Below are 23,784 nucleotides of genomic sequence, written 5' to 3' on the forward strand. Positions count from 1 at the left end.
TTATAAGAAACGGTCAACGCGGAAAGGCGACTTCACGGCAAATCCCTCCGCATAGGGGATAAGCTTCTTTTGTCCCAGCAGGGCGTCCCTGGCTCTGACATTCTCGACGTAACCTTGGTTTAGCGGGGTAAACACCGTATCTTCGCCAGCCGGCCGCTCAAATTGCGAACGGTAGCAGCGCAGCGAATTCAGCTTGGTTTCGTAAAAACCCGTGACGTCGACGATAAGATCGGGAGTACGCCAGTCATTAATGAAATAAAAAAACAGATCTTCTACAGTCACGGCAGGCTTGTCCGGCATATATTTGCGCAGCTTGGCGTTAAAAACGGCCTCTTCCACGAGTTTGCTGCAGGCCACGTGATCCGGATGACGGTCCTCCCAATAAGGAGCAAAAACGATGCGGGGCGAATATTTTCGGATTTCTTCGGTAACAGCCGCAATGTGCTCGGGTGTAATAAAAAGCCCCCTGTCCGGTAAACCCAGGTTGCTGCGGACTTGCAGGCCAAGCAGATCAGCGGCTTCCGCGGCCTCCCCCCGTCTGCGTTCCACATTCCCGTTCGAAGACATATCGGATAAGGTCAAATCGCAAATGCCTACCTTAAGCCCTGCAGACGTATGTTTGGCAATCGTGCCGGCCATGCCGATTTCGGCATCATCGGCATGCGCCCCGAAGATAAGGATATCAAGCTGTTCCATTATTCCGCCTTTGGCTTATGGAGCTCTACGAGCTCACGCCAGCCGAAGTCCCCGCGATCAAGCGCCTTGATCAATATTTCGGCCGAAGCCATGTTCGTGGCAACCGGAATGCCGTGTACGTCGCAAAGACGGAGCAATGCGGTAATATCAGGTTCATGAGGCTGCGCCATCAGCGGGTCTCTCATAAAGATGACCAGATCCATCTCGTTTTGGGCGATCAAAGCGCCGATCTGCTGGTCGCCGCCGAGCGGGCCGGAGAGAAAACGGTGAATTTTCAGCTCGGTTGCTTCCATAATCCGCTGTCCTGTAGTTCCCGTAGAATAAAGTTTTTTATCCTTAAAAACGTGTTCATAGGCAACCGCTAGATTGACGATGTCCTCTTTTTTACGATCATGGGCAATAAACGCAATATTTAGCATATCCGAAATTCCTCCCTCTACTCCATTAAATGCTCAAAGCCGTAAAGCAAGCCTTTATAGTCCATAACCCGTTTGACTGCATGGTTGACGCCGGGCATGTAAGCGGAACGTTCATAAGAATCATGCCGGATCTTGAGGCTTTCCCCGTGAGCCCCGAAGATCACCTCCTGCTGGGCAAAAACGCCCGGAAGACGTACGCTGTGGATGCGGAATCCGTTAAAATAGCCGCCTCTCGACCCATCAATCGTTTCATGTTCCTGCGGGTTGCCCTGGCGGATTTCCTTGCGGTTCTCCGCGATCCATTCCGCGGTTTTAACTGCCGTGCCTGACGGAGCGTCAAGTTTCTGGTCCCCGTGATATTCGATAATTTCAAGGTTCGGGAAATATTTGGACGCCTGTGCGGCAAACTGCATCATTAAAATAGCTCCGATCGAAAAATTGGGGGCGATCAGGCCGCCGATGCCCTGCATCTGGCACTGCTTGTCCAGCTCCTCAATCTGCTCCGGAGTAAAACCTGTCGCCCCTACAACCGGACGGACGCCAAGGGAAATAGCCAGCTCCGTGTTGGCATAAACCGTATGAGGGGTCGTAAAATCCACTAGCACATCTGCGCCCGAAGACTTCAGCGCCCTTTCCAGATCGTTTTCGATCAGGATGCCGGAAGCTGGCAGGCCTGCCAGCGTTCCAGCGTCCACTCCGGTTTGGGATCTATTCACCGCGCTAACCAGCTGCAGCGCTTCGTCCTGCAGAACCATCTTAACGACTTCCCGGCCCATTCTGCCGGCTGCCCCTGCGACTGCTACTTTGATTTGATCAGCCATTTTGAAGTCCTCCTGTTAGCTAGTTTGATGAGTGATCGATATAAGTCTTAAAACGCTGCTCAAGCTTTTTCAAATGTTCGGCTACGGAATCGTCTTGCCTTAAAGCCGAAGCTTCCCAGATCGCCTTCAGGGCTTTGCGGTAATCCTTCGTTTCCCCATATGACAAAGCAAGCCAAATCTGGGTTTCCGCCGACAGGGGATCCAGTTTGGCCGCTTCCTCAAGCAAGGAGGCCGCCTCCGCCGCTTCCAGGTAATCGTTATCCTGTCTGAACTGAAGTTTCTTCACCGCCTGCCGCATTAAATCTTTAGCCTGCAGACGCTGGTAATGAAGTTTGTAAGTCGGTTCTTCGGGATCCCGTTTAATCGCTTCCTCGGCATTCCGCAAGGCCTGATCCAACTTATCGCTGCGGGCGTAAGTAATGGAGCTGCGGTACCGAATGTCGGCCCGGTCCGGTTCAATGGCCATAGCCTGCTCAAACCAGCCGATCGCCCCTTCAAAATCATTGTCAAGGATACATTTGTAAGCCTTTTTCAAAAGATCATCCGCTTTCATCATGCTGTCCCTCCCTCTGACTCGGGCTATAGTACAGCATATGAAACAGGTGCCTATTCGGTGTCCTTTCGTGTCCAGCGATTTGCATCCCTTGTATTAAATTTGTTCATAACTTTATCATGGGCTTCCGTCAGATCAATGCCGAGCGAGTTGGCGAAACAGATGGTGATAAACAAAATATCCCCAAGCTCCAGCTCGATGGAATTTTCATCCTCGGACGCTTTTTTGGGCTTCTCCCCGAAACGGTGATTCACCTCGCGGGCCAGTTCTCCAACCTCTTCGCTCATCCGGGCCAGCATGGCAAGCGGACTGAAATACCCCTCTTTAAATTGCGATATGTATTGATCCACTTCCCGCTGCAGCTCCGAAAGCGGCCTGTCAGCCATTGTTCATCCCTCTTTTCTGCATGGCTTTATCCCCCTTATGTTATCTTAAAGGAGAATTGAAAACAAATCCTTTTTTAATCCGGAGCTAAAAAGGTATACTAGGAATGTTCTTCCTGTTTATTAAGCTGTTTAAAGAGAGGGATTCGATGAACACCACCAAATTGTCCGGTTTCATGAAAACAACGATGCCCATTTTGCTGGGCACCGCCATTTATGCGTTCGGACTCCTGTATTTTATTATTCCCAACAAGCTGACGGAAGGCGGAGTGACCGGCATTACGGTCCTGCTGAAATACGGCTTCGGCATTTCTCCTTCCCTCACTACCCTTTTGCTGAACATTCCGCTGTTCCTGCTCGGCTGGAAAATGCTCGGAGGCAAACAGATCGTCTACACCGGCGTAGGCATCGCTTCGCTCACCTTTTTCCTGTGGCTGTTCGAGCTGATGATCAACCGGGGCTGGATCGTGCCTTTCCGGACGCAGCAGGATTATATCTTGGCTTCGCTTTATGCGGGCGTAACTCTCGGCGCGGGACTGGGCGTCGTTTTCCGTTATGGCGGAACAACCGGCGGCTCCGATATTATCGCCCGTATCCTGAACCGTAAATTCGGCTGGAGCATGGGACAGGTGATCCTGATGATCGACGTGCTGATCATTGGTCTTTCGCTGCTGTTTATTCCGATTGAAAAAGTCCTTTACACGCTGGTAGCGGTTTTTATCGCCTCAAAGGTCATCGACTTTATTCAGGAAGGCGCTTATGCGGCCAGAGCCTTTATGATCATCACCGATCATGCCGAGACGATCGCCGATCTGATCACCAGGGACATGGACCGCGGAGTGACGCTTATTCCGGCCATCGGCGCCTATTCGAAACAAGGCAAAAACGTCATTTATTGCGTCGTGTCGAGACAGGAAATCCGGCGGCTCAGCCTGATCGTCAAATCGGTGGATCCCCGTGCCTTCATGGTGATCAACGATGTGCATGACGTGCAGGGCGAAGGGTTCCGCGAAGGCTGACGCGCTTCCCGAAGCGGTCCCCAACGTTAGCTATATATTATTGTAAAAAAACCTCCCCGGTTAAACCGGAGAGGTTTTTTTTGGAGTGTCACCAGGTCCGTTTTCCGGACCGCTTCTCCCCATAGGGCAGAACCGGCCGCACTTCCTGTTCAGCCGTATATTTTCTGTAAGCCGTATAACCAAGCGCAAGCAGAATCCATAAGCCGATCAGAAAACTCCAGTGCCACGGATTGCTGTAGCCGGCAATGGGAAGCAGTACCGGTTCTTCCTTCGGTTTGCCGAACAAATTTTGTAGAAGCCCCTGTCCCCCCGGAAGGGCGGTCTGCAGCGACTGCAGATCCTGCCGGCTTCCCCCGCTTAGACCGGCTATATAAGACATCCAGGAGTCCAAAGCGGTGATTTCGGAAGGATCCTTCCGGATCATGGCCGCGGGACGGATCATTTCATAATGCTCCTTCAGTTCCGCAAAGGAAGCCTGAACGGCCTGCCCGTTATTTTCGATAGCCGCTTTGTTCAGTTCCTCCGTATCTTCCATCAGCACTTTATAATACTGAAGCCACAAGGCTCCTTTCGAGTGGGTAAGGCTGTCCACCGCAAGCCGCAGGCGGGCAGACGCCGTTTTCCAGACCTCGGGCGAAGGCTCCGCCTTCAACACGGCAGTCCTTGCGTCCATTACGCAGGCCGTCAGCTCGTGGATGCCGTCCACGCCGGTCAATCCTTCATAGGAAATCGTGCCGATCAGGGAGGTCATGCGTTCAATCTCAAGCTGGGCCTGCTCGGCTTTTCCATTTTGCATGGCTTGATATAAAGCTTCCGAAGTTTGTTCCAGCTCAAGAAGCTTTTGAGCTTGGGCGGCCTTCGCAGGCTCCCCCGGGCTTTGCGGGGCTGCGAGCCCTTTTTCCGCATGCCACCCGGCCCCTGCCGCCACAACCAGCGTCAACAGCAAAACCTTCACTAATACCGCTCCATATCTTCCTTTCACCGGACATCCCTCCCTACCACAATTTATGGCAGGTTGTCTTAACTTAGAACGCCAAACTGAGCAGCCTAAGGCCTGCCCGAGCGGCGGACTCCGAACCAGGAAACGGCGATGCTCAGCAGAGTCAGCAGAAAGGTGAAATTCTGAACCCCCAACAAATCATCCATCAGCTGACGAGGCAGCCAAGGAAAAACTCCGTATGTATAATCTACCGTATCATTCAGCAGGGTCCAGATCCCGGCAAGCGTGATCATCATCGTCCCGCAGCGGAAAAACCGGATGAAGAGCAGCGCTTCGGCGGCCATGGCCAGATGAGAAGCCGTCAGCATATAATCCTGCCAAACCAGCGTATCCCCCTGATAGGCTCCTGCAAAAATCATCGTTACGGCCCAAATGCCATATTTTATGCTTGTAACTACTGCCAATGCTTCAATCAGCATCCGGAGAGACAGCCATTTGGCCCCCAATCGGTGCTCAAACAGCAGAAACAAGAGAGCGATCGTGAAAAAAAGGCTGGCTGTCGGGCTATCCGGCACAAAGATTAACAGCCAGGCCGGACCGGTCTGGGCTGTATATTCAAGCTGTGAACCATACCAGATATACCCGTAAATCGTTCCCAGGACATTGCAGACGAACAATAACCACAAGATGACCGGACTGGTCAAAAAACGCTTGCTCCATACCACACTTGCATTCATGCGTCTTTTTATCCCTCTCTCCCTTAAACAGGTCTGATTTGCTAGCTCTCTACTATCATATCCGATCCTGAGCGCCTGCACAAAACAAGCCCCCTCCCGGTTGTATTTTGCAAGGGCTCCGCCAGCTGGACAAAAAAAGAAGAAATGCCGAGGCATTTCTTCATCTTTGCAAGGTCTTCAGTTCATCCGTCAGAAGCCGGAAGGCCACTTCATCGCCTTCTGCCAAGGCGCTGTCGATTGCACCGTACAGCTTCTCCTCCCGACTTTTGCGCAATACATCATCCAGAGCCATTTCCGCGGCCAGAGCCAGCATTACTTCATAAGTAGCCTTCATTTTATCCATTAGGATGCACCTCCAACAGATATAAGTATTTGAATAAAAAATGAATGTTCCCGAGCTCAAACCCTTTTAAACGCTGATATCCGTCATGTTCCCGGGTTTATGCCCGTGAAGACCGGCCGTGCCGGCAACCAGGCTTTTCACGATTTTTGTTCCGGCCGGAGTCATCCGGATGACCGTTCCCAGGCCGGCGTCCTCGCCCACCTTTATCATGCCGAGATGAAGCATCATTTTAATGATTCTCTCCTGGTAGATAGATTCGGCCGTGTCGTAATAAAACGGCTTGATAAACCGCTGGACCGTACCGAATACAGAAGCAGCGCTGCTCCAGTTCTCGCTCCCGTGGCTAATCCAATAAATCAGGGAAAGCAAGTTTGGGATGGGGCTTTTATAAAGTCTTAACCAAAACCGGATCAAATCAAGCAAAGGTTCCCTGATCTCTTCCTCAACCGCCTTGTGTCCCAGCTCCGTCAGCACGAGCTCATTCCCTTTTTCCCGGAGGTATCCCCTGTGGCAGGCATAATCGTACAACAGCGCCAATCTGTCCGGATAATCCTTAAACCGTCTGCCGTATCCAAAACGCCAGCCCGCCCGGCTAATAAGCGTTTCAGGGACGTGAAACTTCTCCATCAACTGGAGCTGGCAGCGTTTATGCATCACGCCTTCCGCGTTCAGAGGGACCTCATGCCGCTGCACGTAGTGGAGCAGCAGATACAAATCTTCTTGGGCCTGCTCCTGCTCCTCCCGGTAAACCTCCGGCTCATTCACATGGAGCACCTGCTCATCCAGCTGCTGCTCAAGCACGCTTCGGAATCTGGATTTCAGATCCTCGGGGACGCCGAACAAATAACGCGTATCCGGCGTAGATCCGTTGAAAAGCCAGCCTCTTTGCCTAAACCTGGCGATGATGTCCCGTACTGAACCCTCTTGTTTCTGATCTTCGGCAAATTTGGCCTGCCCGGCGCTTGCGAGCAGCTCTTCAAGACTTAACCGGTTTCTTTTGTCGAATAACAAGGTGTTGAGAAATCGCAAATCTTCAATGCCCATTTGATCTACATGCTCTTGAATAAAATTGCGGTTGCCCATCTTGTTCAGAATGCTCTGGATAAGCTCCTTTTTCGAGTGGGCGTTGCAGTTGCATTCATAGTGTGCGGCAATTTTCGAGAGCATCTCGATATCGGCATAAGTCAGCATTTCTGCCAGGTTCATAGAACATCGCCTCACCGTTTTAATACCATTATGGGAAATCCTTCAGCTTTTATTCCCCTTCATGGAAAAAAATATATTCGGGACACTCCCCGTACTCCGGCAAGGATTACCGTATAATCTTTTTGCGAAAATAAAAAAAGCCGCCGCTTTCCTGCAGAATACAGGTAACGAAAGGCTTTAGGGGTCCTATGAAATAAATTGAGCTTAATAGACGGCTTAATCCAGCGTTTTACCCGCCGGCGAACCCAGATGACGCGTGCAATTATACAAAACAAGATCCCAGTTGTCGTCTTTCTTCTCAAGGACGGTAAGCGAAAGGTTGCCGATCCGTTCCTTGTACTTGTCTTCGTAAAGAACCCGGTAAAGCTGTGCCAGCAGCCCGCCATGGGAAACGACAAGCACATTTTTGTCCGGGAAACGTTCGCTTAAATCCTCCATAAAAGCCAGCGCCCGCTTCTGCACCTCTTCTACGCTTTCCTGTCCGATCTGCCGAGTATCCCATTCCTTTCCCCACAGCGTCTCCCGCTCTTCGGCCGTCAGTCCTTCCGCTTTGCCGAAAGAACGCTCCAGCAGCCGGGAATCCGGATCATAAACCGGAATAGACAGCTTTTGGGCGATGATTTCTCCCGTCTCCTGCGCTCTGGACAAACCGCTCGTAATGACAAAATCCCACTTCTGCGGTTCGGACGCAAGCCGTTCGGCCAACAGCCTGGCCTGCTGCCTTCCTTCTTCGTTGAGCGGAATATCGCTTCTGCCCTGAATTTTGCCTTTGGCGTTCCAGTCTGTGAGTCCGTGGCGAATCAAGCCGACAATCATGAGAATCCCCCTTGAATTTATAATCTTTTGATATAAAATAACCCCACAAAGTGGGGCTTGCCCGCAGATTCCTTTTCGCTGTTTTGCGGAATCCCGGAAACGGATATGTTCTCATCTTTCAAAAAAACAAATGCCGGATCGGCATTTGTCTAATGGGTTCGAACCCTGCGGAAACCTCTCCAGGCTATAAGAGCCAGCCCCATAGCCACCATGGACAACACGATCCAGTATTGCGGATATATCGGGCTGATGCCTGCGGTAAAAGGATCCACGATTCCGCTGGATACATGGGTCAAATCATAACTTCCATACGTGCCGGAGACGCTTTCGGCACCGGCTACAGCCGTCGGGATGACGCCGGAATCGGCAACCTGGCTTTTGTTAGCCATAAACGGATTGGAGAACGCAAACAAAGCGATGCTTACCAGAAAAATCACCATAAAACTAGCGGCCCAAATCTTCAGCCTGCTTCGAAATATTCGCTCGGAAGCCGTCCGTTTGCCTTCCGCCAGCCAGGGAGACTCCGCATAAATGCGCTCCATGACCCTGCGGTTTACCGCTTCTGCTCGTTCTTCGCTGATTTCAAATGGCAAACTATGTACCAAACCAAGGCTTTCCTGCCATATTTCGAATTCTGCCGAGCACTCTGCGCACTCCAGCAGGTGGCTTTCTAAACGTATACGGTCCGGATGGGATTTTGGCAAATCCGCAGTCCAACCAAACACTTCTTGGGCCTCTCTACAGTTCATCTGCTCTTCATCCCTTCGAATTGCTCAAACAACGGCTCGTAAAGATAAGGTTCAAGCTGATTCTTTACGCTGCTCCTGGCCCGAAACAGCAAGGACTTTACAGCGCTGATGCTTTGCCCTAAAATCACCGAAATCTCATGATAATCAAGCTGGTCGTATTCACGTAAAATTAAAGCGGATCTTTGTTTCTCAGGCAGGTTATTAATCGCATCCCGGACTTTGCTGACTTTCTCGTTGCGGAGAATCGCATGCTCGGGAATGATATCCTGCGAGGCAACCGGGACGTAGCCGCTTTCCTCCAGCGGCACTTGGGCGCTGCGGTTCTTGCGCAGCTCGCTGAGCACCGTATTTCGCGCAATGGTATACAGCCATGTCGAAAACGAAGCGTCCACTTCTCTGAATGAATGCAGACTGCGGAAAGCTTTATAAAAGGTTTCAGAACATATATCTTCAGCAAGCAGCTCAAGATTGGCACTTTTAAGCATATGGTAGACGAATGTCAAAATCTTTCGCTGATATCGGCGCATTAACTGCGAATATAAATCAGTATTGCCTTCCTTAATCTCTTTAATCAACTGGGAATCCGTCATTGACATGCGATCCTCCTCGCCCACCCTGTCTTCATCCCGATCCATCTCTGCATGTTTATACCGATCAAGGATAAAAAAGTTTCGGCCATTTCGCCTAAAAGTTTTAAATTTTCTATAATTGGTCCCCACTTTCCAAAGACTCCAATATTATACCATAACCCAGGACGGCAAAAAACAAACGATTAGGATTTCCTTTTTGCTCCATTTTTATACCTATATCGGCACCCCTTTGATAAATATGTATGTCTTGTGAAAAACATTTCAGTTTCTTTTATTGGTTAGCCTCAAAATCAAAAAAGACAAAAAAAAGACCGCCGATTCCGGCGGTCACCATCCATTTACAGGACGGTCATTATTGGATAGGAGTGGAGAGAAACCATACTGTACTTTTATTATATGTATACGTTTTCATTCTGTCAACCCTAAATTTAAATACGCTTACATTTCATTCCTCTGGAAAAAATTCCAGAGGAACTCCTTACACATAAACCGTATATTCGAGCTTCGCAAGCAGAGTTTTGGCCTTTTCCATTTCCTTCTCGTCCCGGAAAGACAAACGCAGTGTACCCGGCACGTCCTCCCGGCTTTCGATGATCTGCATGTTGCTCAGGTTGATCTGACGAACCCCCAGCACCGTCGCCACCTGTCCGATCACACCCGGCACGTCGGGAACGTCGATATAGATGTCGTAAAGCGGCTGAATGGCGCCTTTGCGCCGCTCCGGCAATTCGTCCCTGAAAGCTCCCGCCGCTCGGAAGGCCCGCTCGATTCCTTCCCCATTCTCAAGCTGAAGCATTTCGGCAAACTGATCCACGTAACCCCGCCAATCGTCCAGCAGCCGCAGCAGCACCTCTCGGTTGCTTAGCAAAATATCGCGCCATACGTCGGGCGCGCTTGAAGCGATCCGGGTAATATCGCGGAAGCCCCCCGCTGCAAGCTGGCGGTACAAATCATTGGACTCGTTATAGTTCCTCACCTGATTGACGAGCGCTACAGCGATAATGTGCGGCAGGTGGCTGATCGCCCCGACGATATCGTCGTGCAGCTTGGGTTCAACGCGGATGACATGGGATTTCGTATAGGCGAGCAGCCTTTCCAACGCCTTATAGGCATCCTCCGTCGCGTTTTGGGAAGGCGTCAGCACGTAATACGCGTTTTCGAACAGCAGCGTCGAAGCCGCTTCCACGCCGGAACGTTCGGAGCCTGCCATCGGATGGCCGCCGATGAAATGAACATCATGCAGGGATAAAACATCCGCCGCTGCGGCTATAGAAGCCTTCGTGCTGCCGACGTCCGTGATAATGCATCCCGGCTTCAGCGGCAGCCGGCTTAATTTCTGCAGGTAATCGTTTAATATCCCGACCGGTACGCTTAAAAAGATAAAATCAGCGTCGTGTGCCGCTTCCTCCAGCGACATCGTAACCTGATCCGCGACTCCGCGCGACTCGATGCGCTCTTTGATATCCTGGCGGTGGCTGTAACCAACTACGTTTATTCCGGGTTTGCCCTTAAAACAAAGCGCTAAAGAACCGCCGATCAAGCCGACGCCGATGATTGCGATTTTTGTTTGCATATGAGTACCACTCAATTCCCAAGATCTATTTGTGACAGAAAAACAAAGCAAAGCGGAACCACTGGGTTTTAGGCCCGGGCTCCGACCTCACGTACAAAGATGATTCGATTAGACCGCTGCCGGCTGCTCTTTCAAAACTTGCTCAAGCGCCGCAATAAACTTCCGGTTTTGTTCCATCGTTCCTACCGATACGCGGATATGGTTCGGATATTTGCCGAAGCCGCTGCGCACGATGATGCCGAGCTGAAGCAGGGCTTTGAACATTTCTACAGCCGAACTGCGGACCTCCACCATGATGAAATTACCGTGAGCCGGGAAATATTCCAGGCCGAGACGGTCGAATTCCTGGTTCAGGTAAACAATGCCTTCCCTGTTCTTCTCCCGGCAATCGGAGATAAACTTTTGGTCGTCAAGAGCCGCCAAGGCTGCGACTTGGGCCAAACGGGAGGTATTGAAAGGTTCACGCACCTGGTTGACGAGTCTGATGACGGAAGCTTCGCCGACCCCATAGCCGATCCGCAGGGAAGCCAGGCCGTAGATTTTGGAAAACGTGCGAAGCACGACCACATTTTTATATTGGCTGATCAGCGGAATGCTGTCCGGATAGGTTTCATCAGTAACAAATTCGGAGTAGGCCTCGTCCAGAACAACCATGATATGTTCAGGAACTTTAGTCAAAAAGGCGTTTAATTCGTGTGAAGAAATAAGAGTACCGGTCGGATTGTTCGGATTGCAGATCCAAATGATTTTTGTCCGGTCCGTTACGGCGGCAAGCATGGCGTCCAGATCATGAACTCCGTTGACCAATGGAACTTCGATGCTTACGGCTCCTTCAATGTCGGCGTTGCTTTTATATACGGAGAACGTCTGGTCCGCCATAATCGTTTCATCCCCGGGCAGCAGGAACGCTCGGGCAATCAGGCAGATTACCTCATCAGAGCCGCAGCCGAAAATAAGCTGGTCCTTGTTAACGCCCAAATGCGCCGCCAAAGCCTGTGCCAGTTCAGCTGAACTGCCGTCCGGATACAAGCTCATGTTCGCCAGCTCCGCCTGAATGGCTTCGAGCACTTTCGGAGAGCTTCCGAAGGGATTTTCATTGGAGGCCAGCTTGATTACCTCTTCAAGACCTAATTCCCTTTTCACTTCCTCGATGGGTTTGCCGGGCTGGTAAACCGGGAGGTCTACGATCTGCGGTTTGGGTTGCATATTATACGTTCCCTGCCTTTCTTAATTTAAATAAGCGACATATTATCCTTTTAATTGTGACACAAAACTGCAAATTTGCAATAGAGCCTCTTCCCGGGTCTCCGCCTTCTCCAGAAGGCCGGCCTTGGCTTCAATTTCACGGACGATGGCGCTGCCGATGACAACGCCGTCGCACAAAGCGGAAAATCGATCCACCTGCTCGCGGCTTGAAATGCCGAATCCGACGGCGACAGGAAGAGAGGTAGCTTGTTTGACCGACTGCAGAAAGCCGTCAACTCCGTCATGGAAGGAAGCCCGTACGCCCGTTACGCCCAAAGAGGATACGCAGTAGACAAATCCGCGGGCATTCTCCAGTATCGTCTGAATCCGGCCTTCGGAAGTCGGGGCGACCAGCGGAATCAAATAGATCCCGGCCCGGTCGGCCAGCTCCAGGACTTCGGCACATTCCTCCACCGGCAAATCCGGGATGATCAATCCGCTGATGCCGTTGTCAGAAGCGGCGGACATGAAAGCCTCAAGGCCCATCTGCAGGACTGGATTATAGTAGGTAAAAAGAACAAACGGCATGGTAACGCCGCGCTCCCGCGCCTGGTTCGCTGCTTCAAAGCAGCTCACTATCGTAACGCCATGCTCCAGCGCGCGTTCCGATGCGCGCTGGATGACGGGACCGTCGGCCAGCGGATCCGAATAGGGAACGCCAAGCTCTAAAATATCCGCGCCCGCCCGTTCAATCTCAACGATTAAGTCCACCGTCGTCTGAGGATCCGGATCCCCTACCGTCAAAAACGGGATGAGGGCCGTACGCTCCTCCTGTTTCAGCTTTTGGAAGGTAACATCAATCAGGTTGGTCACTGTGCCCGTTGGCGTGCTCATTGCTCAGTTCCTCCTTGCTCCAGATAAGCCATAATGGAATCGACGTCCTTATCTCCGCGGCCCGACAAGCAGATAACCACGATTTGCTCCTCCGGCAGCTGCGGGGCTAGTTTGGCCGCATGGGCAACCGCATGCGCGGATTCCAAGGCCGGAATGATGCCCTCCGTCCGGCTCAGGAGCTGCAGCGCGTCGATCGCTTCCTGATCGGTAATCGGCACATATTTCGCTCGTTCAAGATCCTTCAGATAGGCATGTTCAGGCCCGACTCCCGGATAGTCCAGTCCCGCGGAAATGGAATGGGCAGGCTGCACCTGTCCATGCTCGTCCTGAAGCAGATAACTCATTGAGCCCTGGAACACGCCTTTGCTGCCCATCGTCATCGTTGCTGCATGGAAAGCCGTGTCAACGCCTTTGCCGGCTGCCTCGACGCCGATCAGCCCGACCGAGGTGTCCTGGATAAACGGGTAAAACATGCCGATCGAGTTGCTGCCTCCGCCCACCGCGGCGATGATCTGGTCGGGCAGGCGTCCTTCGGCCTCCAGAATCTGCTCTCTCGTTTCGTCCCCGATAACCCGCTGAAAGTTGCGCACCATCATCGGATAAGGATGCGGGCCCGTTGCTGAGCCCAAAATGTAGAAGGTGTCATCTACGTGGCTAACCCAGTAGCGCAGCGTTTCATTACAAGCGTCTTTCAAGGTCCGTGTCCCCGACAGCACCGGCACGACCTCCGCGCCTAAAAGCTTCATCCGGAACACGTTCAGCTGCTGCCGTTTCATGTCTTCTTCGCCCATAAACACCTTGCATTCCAGGCCAAGCAGAGCCGCAACCGTCGCGCTGGCCACGCCATGCTGGCCAGCGCCCGTCTCGGCGATGATTTTGGTTTTGCCCATCCGCTTTGCCAGTACGCCCTGCCCGATCGCATTATTGATTTTGTGGGCGCCGGTATGGTTCAAATCCTCGCGTTTCAGATAGATCTTTGCGCCCCCAAGCTCGCGAGTCAGGCGCTCCGCATAATACAAGGGAGTTTTGCGCCCGGAATATTGGGTGAGCAGGTAATCGATTTCTTCCTGGAACGTAGGATCTTCGGCGTGTTTCTTGTAGGCCTCTTCCAATTCGAGCAGTGCATTCATCAGCGTTTCCGGAACATATCGTCCCCCGAACCCGCCAAAGCGCCCCCTTTCATCCGGCATGGTTGCCTGTCCGGTTGTCTGCTGTTCTGTCATTGTCCCCGCACCCTTTCCACAAATGCTTGAATTAATCCGATATCTTTAACGCCTTCGCGTTCGACTCCACTTGAAACATCCACCCCGTCAGGCCGAAAGGCCGAGACGAGGCTGCTGACGTTGCTATCCTTAAGCCCTCCGGCAATCAACAGCGGCAGGCCGCGAGCTTTTGCCCAAGTCTGATAAGGTCCGATTAAATTCCAGTCAAAAGCGACGCCCGACCCTCCGCCGTACACCGGATCATAAGTATCCAGCAAAATGGCATCCACAGAACCGCCATACGGCTCGAGCAGAATTTCCGGGGTCGGGGAACCGGGCAATGGTAATTCCCTGTGTCCCTCTTCCTCTTTCCGCGATTTGGAGCTTGCCAGGGAAATTACTTTAAACACTTCGACCGCAAAACGCTCCTTCACCCGGCGGCAAAATTCGGGCGTTTCCTGCCCATGCAGCTGGACGGCATCCAACCGGGCCTCGCTCAGCACCTGTTCCAGTTCTTCCATTGATGGATTAACGAATACGCCCACACTTTTTGGAATACTGGAGCCGGGTTCCCGGCCCCCCCATTCCCGGACAGCATCCAGCATTTCCCCTGCTGCCCGCGGAGATACTTGTCTGCGGCTTTTGGCAAATACAAATCCGATCATTTCTACCTGCAACGGTAACACCGATTTTACCACTTCAACGCTTTGCAGTCCACAAATTTTTATGGCCGTTTCCGCCATTAACGGACACCACCCGGCTTGGAAATTCGGGGACCCATCACGTCCAGCACTGCCTGTTCCACTGAATCCCTGCGCATGAACGTCTCCCCGATAAGGACACCTTTTGCGCCGCATCCGGTTAAATAAGCGATATCTTCCGCACGGGCAATCCCGCTTTCACTGATCAGAGCGGCTCCCGGCCTCACGTAAGGCGCAAGACGTTCGGTCGTTTGCAGCGTCGTTTCAAACGTGGTTAAATCTCGGTTGTTCACCCCGATGAGCTTTACTCCGTCCAGCCGATTGGCTCTTTCCAGTTCGGCCCGATCGTGAACCTCCACCAAGGCGTCCATGCCGAGGTCAGCCGCCAGCCGATAAAAACCGTCCAGCTGCCGATCATCCAGAATTGCCGCGATCAGCAGGACCGCGTCCGCGCCAAGCAGGCGGGCTTCATAAATCTGAAGCTCATCGATGATAAAATCCTTGCGCAGCAGCGGCAAACCGACTTCAGCGCGAATCAGGCCCAGATAATCCGGAGAACCCTGGAAATACGGCACATCCGTCAGGACGGAAATGCAGTCGGCACCGGCTTGTTCGTAAGCGCGGGCAATCGCTGCGGGATCAAAATCAGGCCGGATCAGACCTTTAGAAGGTGATGCTTTTTTCACTTCGGCAATAAGCCCCATTCCCCGCTGCTTGCCGCTGGTCAATGCTGCGGCAAATCCGCGCGTCGGCGGCAGCTCGGCAATCGCTTTTTCCGCCTCTTTTACCGTTAGCTCGATTTTGAGCTGTTCCAATTCCTGCTTTTTGGTCACTACAATGCGATCAAGATACATAACTTAACGCCCCCGTAATTTCGATTAGTTGCTGCAGCTTGCCTGCGGCCCGGCCGCTGTCTACCTCTCCGGCCGCTGCGGCTACGCCTTCGGCGATGCTGCCCGCATGCCCGGCCAAATAAATGCACGCGCCCGCATTGGCCAATACAATATCGCGTGCCGGCCCTTTGCGGCCGTTCAGAATATCCCGAATCATCTGCGCGTTTTTAATAGCGTCCCCGCCTAAAATATCCTCAATCGGGCAGGCAGTCAACCCCAAATCCTCAGGGGTAATTTCATACGTTGTTACTTCGCCGTCTTTAAGCTCGGATACGCGGGTCGGGGATGACAAGCTGATCTCATCCAGTCCTTCCCCGCTGCTGACCACAAGAGCCCGCACCGAACCCAGCTCTCTGAGCACCTTCGCGATCGTTTCCGTCATTTGGGGATCGTATATCCCGAGCAGCTGCCGGTCGGCTCCCGCCGGGTTTGTCAAAGGGCCCAGCAGATTAAAGACCGTCCGCATGCCAAGTTCCTTGCGAGGCACCGCCGCATGTTTCATGGAAGGATGATAGACCTGCGCAAACAGGAAGCAAAGCCCGATTTCATCCAGACAACGTTTGGCCTGCTCCCCGTTCAAATGGATATTGACGCCCAGCGCCTCCAGCACATCCGCGCTGCCGGCGCGGCTGGATGCGGAACGGTTGCCGTGTTTGGCAATTCTGACGGAAGCCGAAGCGGCAATCACGGCCGAAGCCGTAGAAATGTTAAATTTCTGAATCCCTGACCCTCCGGTGCCGCAGGTATCGAGGAGCTGCGAGGTTTGTACGCCGACGCCCGCTGCTTTGCTGCGCATCGCTTCGGCGAAACCGGTGATTTCCTCCACCGTTTCCCCTTTGAAACGAAGGGCTGCCAGCAGGCCTCCGATCTGGGCCGGCGTTGCCTGGCCCTCCATAATGAGATTCATCATGTCCCGTGCCTCCGTGCGGCTTAAATGCTGTGCCCCCACGACTTTGGATAGTCCCGCCTGCATTTTGCTGTATTCGCTCATCTCGTTTCGCCTCCCTCTTCCTATCGGACCTGAACCGGATTGTGGTATGGATACAAATAATCCTGGTTGATTTCATGCTCTTCCGCAGGCGACTGTTCCGGCGGAAACATCTGCTCGGCCGTCCGGATCGCCTTCAGCAGCGCGGTTGCTTTGTTGACCGTTTCTTCGTATTCCTTCTCCGGCACCGAATCCCATACGATTCCAGCTCCGGCCTGTACGTAAGCTTTGCCGTTCTTGAACACGATCGTGCGGATCGTGATGCAGGAGTCCATGTTGCCCGAGAAGCCGAGGTATCCGATCGCCCCTGCGTAGGTTCCCCGCGCTTCCCGCTCCAGCTCGGCGATAATTTCCATCGCCCTCAGCTTTGGCGCTCCCGACACGGTGCCGGCCGGCAGGCAGGACAGGAAGGCGTCGAAGAAATCCTTGTCGGGCCTCATCCGGCCTGAAACGCCGGAAACGATGTGCATGACGTGGGAATATTTTTCGATGGCCATCAGCGTATCGCATTTTACCGACCCAAATTCCGAAACCCGGCCCAGATCGTTTCTCCCCAAATCAACCAGCATCAGATGTTCGGCCCGCTCCTTCTCATCGGCCAGCAGCTCCGCCTCCAGCCGCTCATCTTCCTCCGGCGTCGCTCCCCTTGGGCGGGTGCCCGCGATCGGCCGCGTCTCCACCTTGCCTTCATCGACCTTCACAAGCGCTTCTGGCGATGTGCCGACGATGATCTCGTCATCCAGCTTCAGATAATACATATAAGGCGACGGGTTCATCGTGCGCAGCAGCCGGTAAACGTGCATCGGCGAAACCCGGGTTTCCACCTCAAAGCGCTGCGACAATACGACCTGAAAAATATCCCCGGCCCGGATATACTCTTTCGCCCGCTCCACATTTTGCAAGTATTCCGCTTTGGTCAGATTCGATTTGATGTCCCCAAGCTCGATCTGCTCCGGTACCGGCCTGCGGTTCAGGCCTTCGCCTCCGTCGGGCTTCTCCAGCATTTCGGCCGCTTCATCCAGCTTGCTGCAGGCATCTTCGTACGCCGAGCGGATTTGGCTGTCGCTGGCTCCCGGCTCGATGTGCACGTTAGCAACCAGCAAAATACGCTGCTTGACATGGTCGAACACGATCACTTGATCGCAAAACATAAACTGAATATCCTGCATCCCCAGGTCATCCACCGCATGAGCAGGGAGCTTCTCGTAATATTGGAGCAGATCGTATCCGAAAAAGCCGATCGCCCCGCCTGTAAACGGCGGCATCTGTTCCGTTCTCGGACTCCGGTATTTTCGCAGCATTGCTTTTAATTCCTCGACGGGTTTGCCGGAAAGAGATGTTTTTTGGCCCTTCCGCTCCATGACCATCTGCCCGTGTTTTCCGTAAATCATGAGAAAAGGATCCGTGCCGATAAAGGAATAACGCGCCCATTTCACGCCGCCCTCCACGCTTTCCAGCAGGAAAGCCCGGTCCTTGGAAGCAAACCTTTGAAACAGCCGGATCGGCGTCTCCAGGTCGGCAAGCAGCGGCCTCATAATCGGAATCAGATTGTATTCGCCTGCGAGGGCAAGCACCTGTTCAACATTCGGGGTTGTCGTCACATTTTTCACTCCTTGTTGGATTAAGCGGAGGATGAGCAAACCGCGGAAAACTTCAGGCGACTTTGCTTTTGGGCGGCCAATCCGGGAAAGGCAACAAAAAAAGCCTCTACCGAAGTAGAGGCTTAACCCTTGATCGCAGATGAAGACAAATTCCGTTAAATATGAAAAGCGATTTGTAAACCAACAAGGTCCGAGGAGTTCTCCCTGCCTGCCGGAACATCCGCTCCCAATATCATCGGATTTATCCACTATTCTCAGCTCTGCTCATCTCAGCTCTACTCTTCTAAACTCTTATCCAGTTCTTGCATGCGCCCGAAACCGGCTCTCCGGTTCCTCCAAGGCCTTTCATTCGTCACGCCCGATTGAATATCGAAGCGTTCATTTAACCTATTGCCAATATAACCAATGGAACGCTTTTTGGCAACCCTTTTCCGAAAAAAAGAGACTCGCCTACTTCGTTAAATCCGGACGTAAAACACGTGCTCCGCGCAGATAAACATGTCTCATTTCACGCTGGCTTTTCTCCGTATTTGCCTGAACCATAATCCGGATGCAAAGCGGCAGACTGCCCTGGACCGGGATCTCGGTCGCACACATCAATGGCACAAAATCCCAGCCTTCCAAAGCTCTGACCGCCCGAGCCGGAAATGCGGCGTCCAAATCGGTAGTCATCGTAATCCACACGCTGCCGACAGCTTCGGGATCGAGTTCATTACGGTCAATGATTTCCTTCAGCAGTTCCTCTGTGGCCAGCAAAATTTCCTGCTCATCGTTCCGCTGTACCGTCGTCGCCCCGCGGATCCCGCGATTAAACATGTGTTTTCTCCTCCTTAAGCTGTCTTAGAACTTCCTGAACTTCGGAAATCGTCATATCTTTAACAATGCTGACTTTCCCGATTTCATCAGGCAGCACAAATACCATTTGGTCTTCCCTGAACTTTTTGTCGTGCATCATGGCGCTGATGATGGCGTCTTCCTTCCAGTCAGCCGGTATAGCCGTGGGCAATTCAAATTTCTCAAGCAGCGTTTTGGTTCTCGGTAAAATATCCGCCGGTTTGCCGCGGCCCACAGCCAGCATGGCCGAACCCACCATGCCGATCGCAATCGCTTCGCCGTGAAGCAGCGTTCCATAGCCGCCTACGGCTTCGAGCGCATGGCCGATCGTATGGCCCAAGTTCAGAATCGCGCGCTGGCCGTTCTCGCGCTCATCCCCGGATACGACCTGGGCTTTGATCGAGCAGCCCTTCTCAAGCGCATAACCTAGTGCAGGCAGGTTTAAGGCGAGCAGCTCGGAGGCATGCTCGTCGCACCAGTCCGCAAAAGCTTCGTCCCAGATCAGCCCGTGTTTGACCACTTCGGCAAGCCCGGAACGAACTTCGCGCGGCGGCAAGGACAGCAGCGTATTCAAATCGTACAGGACAAGCTTCGGCTGGTGAAAAGCGCCGATCATGTTTTTGGCCAGTGGATGGTTTACGGCCACCTTGCCCCCGACGCTGCTGTCATGAGCCAGAATCGTAGTCGGAATCTGTACGAAATCGACGCCTCTCATATAAGTAGCCGCCACAAAACCCGCCAGGTCGCCGACCACTCCCCCGCCAAGCGCAATGACGGATGAGCTGCGGTCAAGTCCGGCCTGGATCGCCGTCGTCATCACCTCTTCATATACCTGAAGAGATTTCGAGGCCTCCCCGTTAGACACAATATGGGACTTCGTCCGGTAACCTTCAGCCTGCAGACGGTCTTCCAGTTCCGCTAAATAAATCGGCGCAATTTGGTCATCCGTCACGACCAGCAGGGGGCTTTTTTTCGATAACCCGTGTTTTGCGAATAAAATGCCCGCCTGCTCCAGCAGCCCTTCCCCGATATATATCGGATAAGAGCGTTCGCCCAATTCGACTTGTACCGTTCTCATTAGTAACGCTCCAGCTGCTGCTTATAGGCCTCGTAATTGCGTTCGATTTCGCCTAAAGAATCGCCGCCGAATTTCTCGAGGAACGCCTTCGCCACTTCCCAGGCCACCACGCTTTCGAGCACCACGCTTGCCGCCGGCACCGCGCAGGCATCGGAACGCTCCACCTGGGCCGTAAACGGCTCTTTCGTGTCGATATCGACGCTTTGCAGCGGCTTGTACAGGGTCGGGATCGGCTTCATCACGCCGCGCACCACGATAGGCATTCCGTTGGTCATGCCGCCCTCGAACCCGCCGAGGCGGTTGCTGGCCCGGTAGTATCCTTTTTCCTCGCTGTACAGAATTTCATCATGCACCTGGGAGCCGCGCAGCTCTCCCGCTTCAAAGCCGATTCCGATTTCAACGCCTTTAAAAGCATTGATGGACATAACGGCCTGGGCGATCCGTCCGTCCAGCTTGCGGTCATATTGGACATGGCTGCCCAGTCCGACAGGGACGCCTTCAATGATACATTCCACTACGCCGCCGATCGAGTCGCCCTCCTGCTTGATCTGATCGATGTATGCTTCCATTTTGGCTTCCGTTTCCTTGTCGACCACCCGAACCGAAGATTCCTCGGTCAGACGGGCCAGCTCATCCAGCGGCAGGTTGTTTGCCGGCGCTTCAATTTCGCCGATGCGGATCACCTGTCCCGCCACCTTGATGCCGAAATGCTCCAGCAGCTGGCGCGCAACCGCTCCGCAGGCTACCCGGATCGCCGTTTCCCTGGCGCTCGAGCGCTCCAGCACGTTGCGCAAATCCTTCAGGTCGTATTTCAAACCACCGTTCAGATCAGCATGTCCCGGACGCGGGCGGTGCACCCGACGTTTCTCTTCGTCGGTGCCTTCGATCGGTTCGATATTCATGATGTTCTGCCAGTGTTTCCAGTCATTGTTTTCGACGATTAAAGCAACAGGCGCTCCAGTCGTATATCCATGGCGCACGCCGCCCGCAATTTTAGCGGTATCCTTTTCGATCTGCATGCGGCGGCCTCGGCCGTAGCCTTTTTGCCGTCTAAGCAGCTGAAAGTTCAAAGCTTCAAAATCCAGCTTCAAATTGCTGGGCAATCCTTCTATGATGGCCGTAAGCTGAGGACCGTGTGTCTCCCCTGCTGTCAAATAACGCAAACTCATGCTGCGTTCCCCCTTTAAACTGTTAAACTGTAAAGAGCTAAAATGAACATTCTTGCCCCATTATAATATTTGAGTATACGTTCTGTCACGCAGGGATTCAAATTTGCTCCCTAAAACTCAGCCCCATCCGGCTTAACACGAATCTGAGGCAAGACTAATCTAAATATCAGTGAGGTGTAGAAATTGAGCAAACGCACGGATATTATGAAGGCAACCTTAGATTTGATCCATGAGGAAGGACTGCAGTCCTTCACCTTTGCGAAAATATTCAAAAAAGCCAAGGTTGGATCCGGAACGGTTTTAACTATTTTAGCAGCAAAGAAGAACTTGTAAACGAGGTCTACAGGGCCGCACGGCTTCATATGGGCGAAGTGCTGCTGAAGGGCCATGATCCCGAGCTTGGCATTTACGAACGATTTAAGCGTTTGCAGCTGAACCGGCTTGAATTCGGCATGAAGTTTCCGAAAGAATATCTGTTTATTGACAGCTACTCTTATCCCCCCTACATTTCTCCTGAACTGCGGCATATGAGCCATCCCTCGGTGGACGCTGCTTTTTCGCTATTTAGCGAAGGCCAGCAGCAGGGCCTGCTTAGAGCCATGGATATTCCGCTTTGCCACCAAATGGTCCATGGTATTATCTCCTCGATCCTAAAAGGTTATTTTGTAGACAAATATCCCCTGGATGAGCGGCCCAAGCGATTATTGCGGTTACGGAGGTGGCCGCGCCTCCCCTTCGTCTGCTGCTCGGCAGCGATGCCGTCCAAATCGCCAAACAGGTGGACTGGGAAAAACTCGCCGAAACCGAACGCTGGGAAGAGTTCAACCGCTCTACGGACTTTGCTGCTCAAGAACCGGGTCCGGCTATCATAAAATCCATAAATTTAAAACCATCCTTATCACGCTTCTGTGATCCATGCCCTCCCTTAAATCCTTGGCCCGCCGGCAAATCCCTCTGCCGGAGGGCTTTTTTCCCTTCCGGGACAAAAAAAGCGCCCTGACCTTTCGGCCAAGACGCAACATTTTCATTTTGTTTTATGTACGATGCCTGATCCGAACCCTTCAAAATCCTATAGTTTACGGTAAAAGAAAGTTTCCGCGGCTTCAAGACCGTATCTTCCCGGAGAAAAAATCTGTTCCGTGCTGCCTACGAACAACATCCCTCCGGGACGTAAAGCTTTCGAAAATTTAAGGTAAAGATCATGTTTCGCTTCTTCTGTAAAATAAATCATCACATTGCGGCAGACGATCAAATCATGATTTGCCTCAAACGGGTCGAGCAGCAGGTTCTGCTTTTTGAAATGGACCACTTGCTTGAGCCGATCGCTTACCCGCAGCATGAGTCCTTCTTTCGTAAAGTAACGCGAAGCCACTTCCGGAGGGACATCTTTAATCGAACGATCCACATAGAGGCCTTCAGCCGCCTTTTGCAGCGCTCCCTCATCGATATCGCTGGCAGTAAGGGATGTTGTGGAAAGCAGGCCCAGGTCCGCGAGGATCATGGCGATGGTATAGGGCTCCTCTCCGGTCGAGCAGGCCGCGCTCCAAATCTTAAGCCGGTTATTTTTCTGCAAGAGCTCCGGAAGCACGGAATCGCGCAGCACCTCCCACCGGTTTGGGTTGCGCCAGAATTCGGATACGTTAATCGTCATCCGGTCCAAAAATTCATAAAAAAGCTTTTTATCCGCGTTCATGGCCGTAAAGAAAGCGGCAAACGTATCGTAACCATTTTTATTTCGCAAAGTGGTTAAACGCCGTTTCATCTGCGCTTCCTTATAGAGCGCCAGGTCGATCCCCGTGCTTTGCTTTACGCTTTGAATAAAGCCGAGATAATCAGGATCCTGTTCCTGGACGGCCGTCAGGTTTTCTTTGTCGTGCATCTTATCAAATCCAGTCAGCAATTGATTTCTTATAAGTTAATAGTTCATCTTCTTCAAAAAAATTAGCGATTTCACGCGCCGCGCTTTCCGGACTGTCCGAGCCGTGAATCAGATTAAACGGGGTATGTGCCGCAAAATCGCCCCGAATGGTACCCGGAAGGGCCTCCGTTACTTTGGTTTTGCCCATCATCGTTCGTGAAAGCGTGACGATATCGTCGCCTTCCCAAACCATAGCAAATACGGGACCCGAAGTAATAAATCCGACCAGGTCATCAAAAAAAGGTTTTCCTTCATGTTCGGCATAATGCCTTTTGGCTTGAGTTTCAGAAATTTGCATAAACTTTCCGGCAACCAATTTGAACCCTTTGTCTTCCAATCGACTGACGATCCGGCCGATAAGGCCGCGCTGAACACCATCAGGCTTGACCATCATAAACGTCCGTTCCATAAGAATTACCTCCCGGGTTGTACCGCCCTGCTGTGCAAAGCGCAAAATAATACGTTTTCAATCGTAT

At 52.5% G+C, this 23,784-nt stretch carries 28 protein-coding genes; 3 read left to right on the forward strand and 25 right to left on the reverse strand.

The features are described 5' to 3' along the window. Genes bshB1 through AC3ZPD_RS04950 form a run of 5 tightly spaced genes read right to left on the reverse strand, consistent with a single transcriptional unit; the run spans nucleotide 1 to nucleotide 2,875 of the window. Entirely contained in the window at nucleotides 1-696 is a 696-nt protein-coding gene (bshB1, locus tag AC3ZPD_RS04930; protein WP_490983154.1) for a bacillithiol biosynthesis deacetylase BshB1, read from the reverse strand. Next, nucleotides 696-1,115, reverse strand: a complete 420-nt coding sequence (mgsA, locus tag AC3ZPD_RS04935; RefSeq protein WP_490983155.1) for a methylglyoxal synthase — start codon at nucleotides 1,113-1,115, stop codon at nucleotides 696-698. Before mgsA ends, bshB1 begins: the two co-directional genes overlap by 1 nt. Before the next feature lie 17 nt (nucleotides 1,116-1,132). Continuing rightward, nucleotides 1,133-1,936: a 4-hydroxy-tetrahydrodipicolinate reductase gene (gene dapB, locus AC3ZPD_RS04940; protein WP_490983156.1), complete on the reverse strand. Its 804-nt coding sequence runs from the start codon at nucleotides 1,934-1,936 to the stop codon at nucleotides 1,133-1,135. A gap of 19 nt (nucleotides 1,937-1,955) precedes the next feature. Then, nucleotides 1,956-2,492, reverse strand: a complete 537-nt coding sequence (locus tag AC3ZPD_RS04945) for a tetratricopeptide repeat protein (protein WP_490983157.1) — start codon at nucleotides 2,490-2,492, stop codon at nucleotides 1,956-1,958. 50 nt (nucleotides 2,493-2,542) lie between these two features. After that, nucleotides 2,543-2,875 carry a nucleotide pyrophosphohydrolase gene (locus tag AC3ZPD_RS04950; protein ID WP_490983158.1) on the reverse strand — a complete coding sequence of 111 codons (333 nt, stop codon included), beginning with the start codon at nucleotides 2,873-2,875 and terminating at the stop codon, nucleotides 2,543-2,545. Between the two features lie 146 nt (nucleotides 2,876-3,021). Between AC3ZPD_RS04950 and AC3ZPD_RS04955 the strand changes: the two genes are divergently transcribed. After that, nucleotides 3,022-3,891, forward strand: coding sequence for a YitT family protein (locus tag AC3ZPD_RS04955; protein WP_490983159.1), 870 nt, complete (start codon nucleotides 3,022-3,024; stop codon nucleotides 3,889-3,891). 88 nt (nucleotides 3,892-3,979) lie between these two features. Here the strand turns inward: AC3ZPD_RS04955 and AC3ZPD_RS04960 are convergent, their stop codons facing one another. The 18 genes from AC3ZPD_RS04960 to aroC all read right to left on the reverse strand — a co-directional run bounded on the left by AC3ZPD_RS04960 (nucleotide 3,980) and on the right by aroC (nucleotide 21,390). Further along, complete coding sequence (locus tag AC3ZPD_RS04960; protein WP_490983160.1) at nucleotides 3,980-4,873, reverse strand: sporulation protein YpjB; 894 nt, start codon at nucleotides 4,871-4,873, stop codon at nucleotides 3,980-3,982. Nucleotides 4,874-4,938: 65 nt separating this feature from the next. Continuing rightward, nucleotides 4,939-5,568, reverse strand: coding sequence for a DUF1405 domain-containing protein (locus AC3ZPD_RS04965; RefSeq protein WP_490983161.1), 630 nt, complete (start codon nucleotides 5,566-5,568; stop codon nucleotides 4,939-4,941). Nucleotides 5,569-5,728: 160 nt separating this feature from the next. Then, nucleotides 5,729-5,911 (reverse strand): IDEAL domain-containing protein, encoded by a 183-nt coding sequence (locus tag AC3ZPD_RS04970; RefSeq protein WP_490983162.1) that lies wholly within the window; start codon nucleotides 5,909-5,911, stop codon nucleotides 5,729-5,731. Nucleotides 5,912-5,977: 66 nt separating this feature from the next. Beyond that, nucleotides 5,978-7,117: a hypothetical protein gene (locus tag AC3ZPD_RS04975; RefSeq protein WP_490983163.1), complete on the reverse strand. Its 1,140-nt coding sequence runs from the start codon at nucleotides 7,115-7,117 to the stop codon at nucleotides 5,978-5,980. 216 nt (nucleotides 7,118-7,333) lie between these two features. Further along, complete coding sequence (locus AC3ZPD_RS04980) at nucleotides 7,334-7,933, reverse strand: histidine phosphatase family protein (RefSeq protein ID WP_490983164.1); 600 nt, start codon at nucleotides 7,931-7,933, stop codon at nucleotides 7,334-7,336. Between the two features lie 149 nt (nucleotides 7,934-8,082). Then, the gene (locus AC3ZPD_RS04985; protein ID WP_490983165.1) at nucleotides 8,083-8,682 is read right to left on the reverse strand and encodes an anti-sigma factor family protein; all 600 of its coding nucleotides are present in this window, start codon (nucleotides 8,680-8,682) and stop codon (nucleotides 8,083-8,085) included. Then, nucleotides 8,679-9,272 (reverse strand): RNA polymerase sigma factor, encoded by a 594-nt coding sequence (locus AC3ZPD_RS04990; protein ID WP_490983433.1) that lies wholly within the window; start codon nucleotides 9,270-9,272, stop codon nucleotides 8,679-8,681. Before AC3ZPD_RS04990 ends, AC3ZPD_RS04985 begins: the two co-directional genes overlap by 4 nt. Nucleotides 9,273-9,750: 478 nt before the next feature. Beyond that, nucleotides 9,751-10,845, reverse strand: coding sequence for a prephenate dehydrogenase (locus AC3ZPD_RS04995; protein ID WP_490983166.1), 1,095 nt, complete (start codon nucleotides 10,843-10,845; stop codon nucleotides 9,751-9,753). 108 nt (nucleotides 10,846-10,953) lie between these two features. Continuing rightward, entirely contained in the window at nucleotides 10,954-12,051 is a 1,098-nt protein-coding gene (gene hisC, locus AC3ZPD_RS05000) for a histidinol-phosphate transaminase (RefSeq protein WP_490983167.1), read from the reverse strand. Between the two features lie 42 nt (nucleotides 12,052-12,093). Continuing rightward, nucleotides 12,094-12,924 carry a tryptophan synthase subunit alpha gene (trpA, locus tag AC3ZPD_RS05005; protein ID WP_490983168.1) on the reverse strand — a complete coding sequence of 277 codons (831 nt, stop codon included), beginning with the start codon at nucleotides 12,922-12,924 and terminating at the stop codon, nucleotides 12,094-12,096. Continuing rightward, nucleotides 12,921-14,147 (reverse strand): tryptophan synthase subunit beta, encoded by a 1,227-nt coding sequence (gene trpB / locus AC3ZPD_RS05010; protein ID WP_490983169.1) that lies wholly within the window; start codon nucleotides 14,145-14,147, stop codon nucleotides 12,921-12,923. Before trpB ends, trpA begins: the two co-directional genes overlap by 4 nt. Continuing rightward, complete coding sequence (locus tag AC3ZPD_RS05015; RefSeq protein WP_490983170.1) at nucleotides 14,144-14,869, reverse strand: phosphoribosylanthranilate isomerase; 726 nt, start codon at nucleotides 14,867-14,869, stop codon at nucleotides 14,144-14,146. The genes trpB and AC3ZPD_RS05015 overlap by 4 nt, the downstream gene beginning before the upstream one ends. Beyond that, on the reverse strand, nucleotides 14,869-15,681 hold the full coding sequence (trpC, locus tag AC3ZPD_RS05020; RefSeq protein ID WP_490983171.1) for an indole-3-glycerol phosphate synthase TrpC: 813 nt from the start codon (nucleotides 15,679-15,681) through the stop codon (nucleotides 14,869-14,871). Before trpC ends, AC3ZPD_RS05015 begins: the two co-directional genes overlap by 1 nt. Then, nucleotides 15,671-16,711, reverse strand: coding sequence for an anthranilate phosphoribosyltransferase (trpD, locus tag AC3ZPD_RS05025; RefSeq protein WP_490983172.1), 1,041 nt, complete (start codon nucleotides 16,709-16,711; stop codon nucleotides 15,671-15,673). The genes trpC and trpD overlap by 11 nt, the downstream gene beginning before the upstream one ends. Nucleotides 16,712-16,731: 20 nt before the next feature. Next, a complete protein-coding gene (gene trpE / locus AC3ZPD_RS05030; RefSeq protein ID WP_490983434.1) occupies nucleotides 16,732-18,243 on the reverse strand; it encodes an anthranilate synthase component I in 1,512 nt (503 codons plus the stop codon). A 516-nt stretch (nucleotides 18,244-18,759) separates the two neighbouring features. Beyond that, complete coding sequence (gene aroH / locus AC3ZPD_RS05035) at nucleotides 18,760-19,125, reverse strand: chorismate mutase (RefSeq protein WP_490983173.1); 366 nt, start codon at nucleotides 19,123-19,125, stop codon at nucleotides 18,760-18,762. Then, nucleotides 19,118-20,221, reverse strand: coding sequence for a 3-dehydroquinate synthase (aroB, locus tag AC3ZPD_RS05040; protein WP_490983174.1), 1,104 nt, complete (start codon nucleotides 20,219-20,221; stop codon nucleotides 19,118-19,120). The genes aroH and aroB overlap by 8 nt, the downstream gene beginning before the upstream one ends. Beyond that, complete coding sequence (gene aroC / locus AC3ZPD_RS05045) at nucleotides 20,221-21,390, reverse strand: chorismate synthase (RefSeq protein ID WP_490983175.1); 1,170 nt, start codon at nucleotides 21,388-21,390, stop codon at nucleotides 20,221-20,223. The genes aroB and aroC overlap by 1 nt, the downstream gene beginning before the upstream one ends. Before the next feature lie 183 nt (nucleotides 21,391-21,573). Between aroC and AC3ZPD_RS05050 the strand changes: the two genes are divergently transcribed. Both AC3ZPD_RS05050 and AC3ZPD_RS05055 read left to right on the forward strand, forming a co-directional pair. Continuing rightward, a complete protein-coding gene (locus AC3ZPD_RS05050; RefSeq protein WP_490983176.1) occupies nucleotides 21,574-21,723 on the forward strand; it encodes a hypothetical protein in 150 nt (49 codons plus the stop codon). Between the two features lie 29 nt (nucleotides 21,724-21,752). After that, nucleotides 21,753-22,262, forward strand: a complete 510-nt coding sequence (locus AC3ZPD_RS05055; RefSeq protein WP_490983177.1) for a hypothetical protein — start codon at nucleotides 21,753-21,755, stop codon at nucleotides 22,260-22,262. 197 nt (nucleotides 22,263-22,459) lie between these two features. Here the strand turns inward: AC3ZPD_RS05055 and AC3ZPD_RS05060 are convergent, their stop codons facing one another. Both AC3ZPD_RS05060 and ndk read right to left on the reverse strand, forming a co-directional pair. After that, on the reverse strand, nucleotides 22,460-23,269 hold the full coding sequence (locus AC3ZPD_RS05060) for a CheR family methyltransferase (RefSeq protein ID WP_490983178.1): 810 nt from the start codon (nucleotides 23,267-23,269) through the stop codon (nucleotides 22,460-22,462). 4 nt (nucleotides 23,270-23,273) lie between these two features. Beyond that, nucleotides 23,274-23,717, reverse strand: coding sequence for a nucleoside-diphosphate kinase (gene ndk / locus AC3ZPD_RS05065; RefSeq protein WP_490983179.1), 444 nt, complete (start codon nucleotides 23,715-23,717; stop codon nucleotides 23,274-23,276). Nucleotides 23,718-23,784 lie beyond the last annotated feature (67 nt).

This window comes from Paenibacillus mobilis (assembly GCF_058267595.1).